General features: G+C 35.0%; 6 protein-coding genes. 1 reads left to right on the top strand and 5 read right to left on the bottom strand.

Annotated features, from left to right (window positions below):
* Positions 1 to 131: 131 nt before the first annotated feature.
* The 5 genes from B6A10_RS16030 to dapF all read right to left on the bottom strand — a co-directional run bounded on the left by B6A10_RS16030 (position 132) and on the right by dapF (position 4377).
* The gene (locus B6A10_RS16030; protein WP_026713314.1) at positions 132 to 770 is read right to left on the bottom strand and encodes a hypothetical protein; all 639 of its coding nucleotides are present in this window, start codon (positions 768 to 770) and stop codon (positions 132 to 134) included.
* 97 nt (positions 771 to 867) lie between these two features.
* Positions 868 to 1782, bottom strand: a complete 915-nt coding sequence (locus B6A10_RS16035; protein WP_194431849.1) for a DUF2279 domain-containing protein — start codon at positions 1780 to 1782, stop codon at positions 868 to 870.
* A gap of 2 nt (positions 1783 to 1784) precedes the next feature.
* Entirely contained in the window at positions 1785 to 2825 is a 1041-nt protein-coding gene (gene mltG, locus B6A10_RS16040) for an endolytic transglycosylase MltG (protein ID WP_188221674.1), read from the bottom strand.
* A gap of 20 nt (positions 2826 to 2845) precedes the next feature.
* Positions 2846 to 3373 (bottom strand): GNAT family N-acetyltransferase, encoded by a 528-nt coding sequence (locus B6A10_RS16045; protein ID WP_188221675.1) that lies wholly within the window; start codon positions 3371 to 3373, stop codon positions 2846 to 2848.
* Positions 3374 to 3594: 221 nt separating this feature from the next.
* Positions 3595 to 4377 (bottom strand): diaminopimelate epimerase, encoded by a 783-nt coding sequence (dapF, locus tag B6A10_RS16050; protein WP_188221676.1) that lies wholly within the window; start codon positions 4375 to 4377, stop codon positions 3595 to 3597.
* Between the two features lie 136 nt (positions 4378 to 4513).
* Here dapF and B6A10_RS16055 point away from each other — a divergent pair, with 136 nt between their 5' ends.
* Positions 4514 to 5914, top strand: coding sequence for a Do family serine endopeptidase (locus tag B6A10_RS16055; RefSeq protein WP_055091355.1), 1401 nt, complete (start codon positions 4514 to 4516; stop codon positions 5912 to 5914).
* The last annotated feature ends 119 nt before the right edge of the window (positions 5915 to 6033 follow it).

The following is a 6033-nucleotide window of genomic DNA, read 5'->3' on the forward strand; positions in this document are numbered from 1 at the left end:
TAAAGCTGAATTTAAAAGGAATGAGCCCGATACAATATCGAGCTCATTATTATCAAAATTAATTATAAATTTGTCTAAACTTTTGGGGGCAGTCTAAAAATAGAAATGACTCTTTTCTTTTAAGTTTAAGATTAAAGCGAAACTACTGCATTTACATTGGGCTGGATAAAAGAAGTATCATAGCCTCCAAATGCTTTTAAATAACTGCGTATCGAAGTACCATAGGCATCTTTAATGTATTTTTTCCCGTTATGCTTAAAAAATCTTTTCACAGAACCTGCACCTCCCAAATGAGCCGCAGCCAAAATACCCGATTCGGTAATCAAAATACCATCTACAACTTTTCCGTCGTATCGTTCAATAATGTCCTTTAAAATGGATTTGTTTTTAGATAATAAAGCAACAAAGGCTTTTTCCTGTAGTTTAGGACTTCTTAAGAATTTTTCAGTATCATGAATTCCAATAGACCTTAAAGTTTCGTTTCCAAACTGGTATTTTCCTAAATACCCTAACGAATTTACTTTTTTGTACTTGTTCTCGGATTCTCTATATCCGATTGCTTCCTTAAAACCGATGAATAAATTTCCTGTAAAAGGAATATTTAAACTGGTATAATCTTCCTGTTGTAATGAAGGAAATTGGTATTGCATTCCTTCAACATTTTTCCTCAAAAACCACTCATCATTATCTAATTTCAGTGGTTTAAAACTGTAACTTAAGAATACTATAATTACAGCTAAACTGGTGTAAAAATGCCATTTTTTTATCATAAATTGGATTTCTTCCAAACCTGTCACATTCAGAAATTTCACGGCGCAAAGATACAACTTTTTTCATAAAACCTGAAAATCAACCAATTAATAGCCACTAAAAATACAACAGATGCGCCTTAAGTCCCTCACGACCTGAGTATTCAAGCGTGGGCGCGGGAATTTTTAAAACGGAAAAAACAGAAAAAAAAGTCTTCAAAAAATGTGATTTTGTATCAATTTTTGTCAGATCAACGTCTAAACTCAGATAAAATTGTCGCGATTTTACGAGATTTTCTTCTGTTAAAAACGGTGAATTTTCTCCTTTTCCAGTCAGCATCCCATCCGCTCCATAACCAACAGCTATATTTAAAATTTTTGGAATTTTAGAATCTCTAAAAAAGGATTTTAAATTAGCCGACAACCAATAGGTTTGTCCATTGTAATCTTTTAAAATTTGCTCGGAAAAACTTGCTCCTAAAACTTCCGGTCGGTAATTGGCAAATCGGGTGTTGTGAAAAGAAAATTTGGGTGTAATGCGTTGCTCTTTCCATAGCAATTGCTGCGAAACATATAAAGCTGTTCCGGTAGCATTGGCAATCACATCTCCGGAAGAAGCACCCCATTCAGAAGAAAATCCGTCCAAAACTTCCACAGCAGTCAAAAATGCAAAACCTAAACCAGCACCATACAACAATTGTTTTTTAGGTGTCGCTCCGCTCCATTGCAACATTTCGCTCCCCAAACGTCCTAAATGATAAGAAGAAAAAAGATGTCCAAGCTTATCCATTTGCAGCCATTCCTGATTGTCATTGATAAAATGAAATTTGGAACGGGGATAATCAGCATACCACAACTGATTTAAACCAACCAGAGTTATAGCAGAAAAAGCTGCTTCCGAAACGAAAACAGCTTTTTTTCTTTTATTGTTTAAAGTATCCGAAGGTTTAAAAAAAGAATCTATTTTGCCCTGAGCGGTACAATTAAAAACTACAAGCAAGCATCCGACAAATAAAAACCCTTTATACTTCAAAACTATCTTTTTACTCCCTGTGCATTAATCCAATCCGAATATTTTTTGGCATTCACATTGTGTTCCGCTAAAGTAGCCGCAAATTCATGATACCCAAAACGATCCACACTGGCACAGAAATAAATAAAATTGTTTTTTTCCGGTTTTAAAACTGCCTCAAGAGCCGTAATATCAGGCATTGCAATTGGTCCCGGAGGAAGTCCGGTTACTTTATAAGTGTTATAAGGCGAATTCAAAAATAAATCATTGTAAAACACCCTTTTGATAATTTGATTAAAATCGTTGTCTTTCTTTTTCTTGGCATAGATCACCGTTGGATCGGCCTGAAGTGGCATTCCTAATCGCAATCTGTTCAAATAAACTGCTGCAATTCGAGGTCTTTCGTCTTTTTTAACCGATTCTTTATGAACAATGGAAGCCAAAATCGTAGCTTCTGTAGGCGATAACCCTTGTTTTTGCGCATCGGCAACACGCTCTTTATTCCAGAAATTACGATATTCTTTAATCATTTTATCTCTGAATTTATCAGCCGAAGTATTCCAATACACCTCATAAGTATTAGGAATAAACATGGTTAAGACATTTTCCTCAGTAAATCCGTTTTCTTTTAAGAAAATAGAATCCTTAAACGAATGCATCAAAGAAGCACTGTCGGCTTCAATTTGAGACCCCACACGTCCGGCCAGATTTTCAATACGCTCCTGATTATTAAAAGCTAACTTTACCGGAACATTGTAACGCATGGCTTTAACCAATTCGTAACTGTTCATTCCTTTTTTCAATAAAAAACGTCCTGATTTAACATTGGCAGGATAACTCATTTTATTGGCTACCATTTCAAAACGATCCAAATTGGTCACATAAGGAGAAACAGAATCTAAAACCTGAGCATAAGTAGCAACGGTTGGAACATGAACATAGACTTCATCTTCAGTAAACTTGGTATTGTTTGAAAAAATTTGAGAAATTAAAACGAAACCATAAATAATCAATCCCGAAACCACGACAATTGCGGCAATTGAAATCATTTTTTTTGTGCTCATTATAAAAGCTAAAAATTAAATTATTGATTAATTAACTGATAGACGGCTTCGTCCTGATATACTCCGTTGATAAGATTCCAATCTTTTTTAAGCCCTATACATTGAAAGCCAAATTTAGTAAAAAGTGCTACACTCGCATCATTTGACACCCCAATATTTGCATACAACTGATGTAAATTTAAATGTCCGAACGAGTAACGAATTAATAACTCCAGAGCCTCCGAACCAATTTGCTGATTTCGATTCCCTTCACTGTGAATTAAAATCCCCACTCCGGCTCTGTTATTTCTCGGATCAAAGTCAAACAAATCAATTAATCCAATAGCCGGAAAGTCCTGATCTTTGCAAATGGCCAATCGCAACTGCTTGGCTTCATAAATATCCTGATGCGCATTTTCCAGATACTGCCGAATGAGAAATCGGCTGTAAGGAGTTTGTGTATTACTCACTTCCCAAATATTTTCATCATTTTCTATGGCATAGATAAATTCTAAATCTTCAGGTTCCAAAGCCCGTAAATAAATAGAATTGCCTTTTAATGTTATCATTTTAAATAATTATGGAGTGAATTGAGAATAAAGATAAATAGCAAAATAGAATAAAACGAGAATAGTAACAATTCCAACAACAAAAGAATTAATATAATCATTAATACAATTCTTCAAAGGAGTTTTAAAACCTCTAACCGCCCATATCACAATTCCACCAACTAGTCTAACATGGTATGCACTCATAAATATTTAGCTTAAAGAATTATTTAAAGACGTTTCTAAATTTCGATAGTTCCTTCAAAAACAAATTTTGCCGGACCGTTCAAAAATACATTCACGTATTTATTACCTTCTTTTTCAAAAGAAACCGACAATTTTCCGCCTTCAACATTTACGTTAATCGCTGTCAAATCTGTTTGTCCGGTAGCATTCATCGCGATTGCAGCCGCTGTAGCTCCAGTTCCGCAAGCCAGAGTTTCATCTTCAACGCCACGTTCATAAGTGCGAAGCGCAAAAGTGGAATCGTCAATTTTTTTGACAAAATTGATATTGCTTCCCGCTTTTCCATACAATTCGCCATAACGAATAGCAGCGCCGTTTTCTTTTACATTATAACGCTCTAAATCTTCTACGATTTGAACATGATGTGGCGAACCGGTGTTTAAAAAACTATAATCAGGATTAATTTTTATTTCGTCAACATCAATCATTTGCAAAGAAACAATTCCGTCTTTATCTACTGAAGCATGATGCAAACCATCAACGGCATTAAAGGAAGTAGTATCTCCGATTACATTTAATTGTTTTGCAAAAGCGACCAAACACCTTCCGCCATTTCCGCACATGGTGCTTTGATTCCCGTCTGAATTGTAATAAACCATTTTAAAATCGGCTTCCGGATCATTTTCAAGCAACATCAATCCGTCTGATCCAATTCCAAAACGTCTGTCACAAAGACGCTCAATTAATTTTGTATCTTCTTTTGGAAAAAATTCGGAACGATTATCAATGATTACAAAATCGTTTCCGGTACCTTGGTATTTATAAAAGTGTACTTGCATTTTATTGAATTATAAACCACAAAAATACGAACTATTAATGAAATGTTAATCATTGTTAAACAGCGTTAAAGTGTTTTTTAACATTCTATTTTCGCTTTAAATTTACTTTACAAATAACGTAAAAACGATCTCTATTATGAAACGATTTTCTAATCTATTTTTAGTGTCTTTATTAAGTGGAGCCACAACATTAGGGGCTTACAAATTATTATTTGACGATAACGGTTATTTTTCAAATGACAAAAAAACGATTACGACACTGGCATCTGACAATTATACAAAAAGAGTTGGCTTATCTTCTGACGTACTAGATTTTACTGAAGCCGCCGACAAAACCATTCACACTGTAGTTCACGTAAAAAACGTTTCTTACCAAAAAGTAAGCGACCCAATGCTGGAATTTTTCTACGGTTACCGAGGAGGTCAGGCTCAGGAACAAGTAGGTACCGGTTCGGGAGTAATTATCTCGGAAGACGGATATATTGTCACCAATAATCACGTGATTAAAGATGCTTCAGAAATTGAAATTACTTTAAACAACAAAAAATCCTATAAAGCAAAACTCATTGGAACCGATTCTAAAATGGATATTGCCTTGTTGAAAATTGACGCCGATGAAAAATTGCCTTATACCACTTTTGGAAATTCAGACGATGTAAAAGTTGGTGAATGGGTACTTGCCGTAGGAAACCCATACAACTTAACTTCAACGGTAACTGCCGGAATTGTTTCGGCCAAAGCCAGAAATTTGGGAACTGACGGCATTCAATCATTTATCCAAACCGATGCTGCGGTAAACCCCGGAAACAGTGGTGGCGCCTTGGTTAACACCCGCGGAGATTTAATCGGAATCAATACGATGATTACTTCGATGACTGGTTCGTATGTGGGGTATTCCTTTGCTGTCCCTTCTAATATTGCCCGAAAAATTATTGAAGACATTATGGAATACGGCAATGTACAACGTGGGATTTTAGGTGTTGAAGGAGGTGAATTGAACGGTACAGCTTCTAAAGAATTGGGTGTAAAACAAACCGAAGGCTTTTACATTAATAATGTTAGAAAAAACACCGGAGCCGATAAAGCCGGATTGAAAAAAGGAGATATTATCGTAAAAATTGACAATCAAAACATCGCCACTTTTGCCGATCTATCCGGATACATTAACACCAAACGTCCAAACGACAAAGTAAACGTAACGATAATTAGAGACAATGCATCTAAAACAGTTCCGGTGACTTTGAGCAAAAATGAATTTTTCAGCGCTGAATTTAAAGGAATCGAATTAGAAAATATTTCTGCTACTGACAAGAAAAAATTCCATGTAGATTATGGTGTAAAAATCAAATCCATCAACAACGAAAATCTAAGACAATATGCCGATGAATTACAAGGAAACATTATTTTAAGCATTGACAATGTCAAAATAAAAGATATCGAAAGTGCCTCTAAACTTCTAAACAACAAAGACGATCAGCAAAGTGTTCGAATTGAAATGTTGAATAAAAACGGAGAAATCATTCGAATTATCATCTAAAAACAACTTTTAGTAAATATCAAAAGAAGCCGTCTCAAAACTGAGGCGGTTTTTTTTGTGCTTTATATTTGGTTTAACATAAGTTATTTCGTATATTTAGTCGTTGATTTACAACTGAT

Source organism: Flavobacterium pokkalii (genome assembly GCF_014596575.1).
Classification (GTDB): domain Bacteria; phylum Bacteroidota; class Bacteroidia; order Flavobacteriales; family Flavobacteriaceae; genus Flavobacterium; species Flavobacterium pokkalii.

Coding starts and splice junctions, on each gene's coding strand:
- B6A10_RS16055 (WP_055091355.1), top strand. CDS start 4,514: ATGAAACGATTTTCTAATCTATTTTTAGTGTCTTTATTAAGTGGAGCC.
- B6A10_RS16030 (WP_026713314.1), bottom strand. CDS start 770: ATGATAAAAAAATGGCATTTTTACACCAGTTTAGCTGTAATTATAGTA.
- dapF (WP_188221676.1), bottom strand. CDS start 4,377: ATGCAAGTACACTTTTATAAATACCAAGGTACCGGAAACGATTTTGTA.
- mltG (WP_188221674.1), bottom strand. CDS start 2,825: ATGAGCACAAAAAAAATGATTTCAATTGCCGCAATTGTCGTGGTTTCG.
- B6A10_RS16045 (WP_188221675.1), bottom strand. CDS start 3,373: ATGATAACATTAAAAGGCAATTCTATTTATTTACGGGCTTTGGAACCT.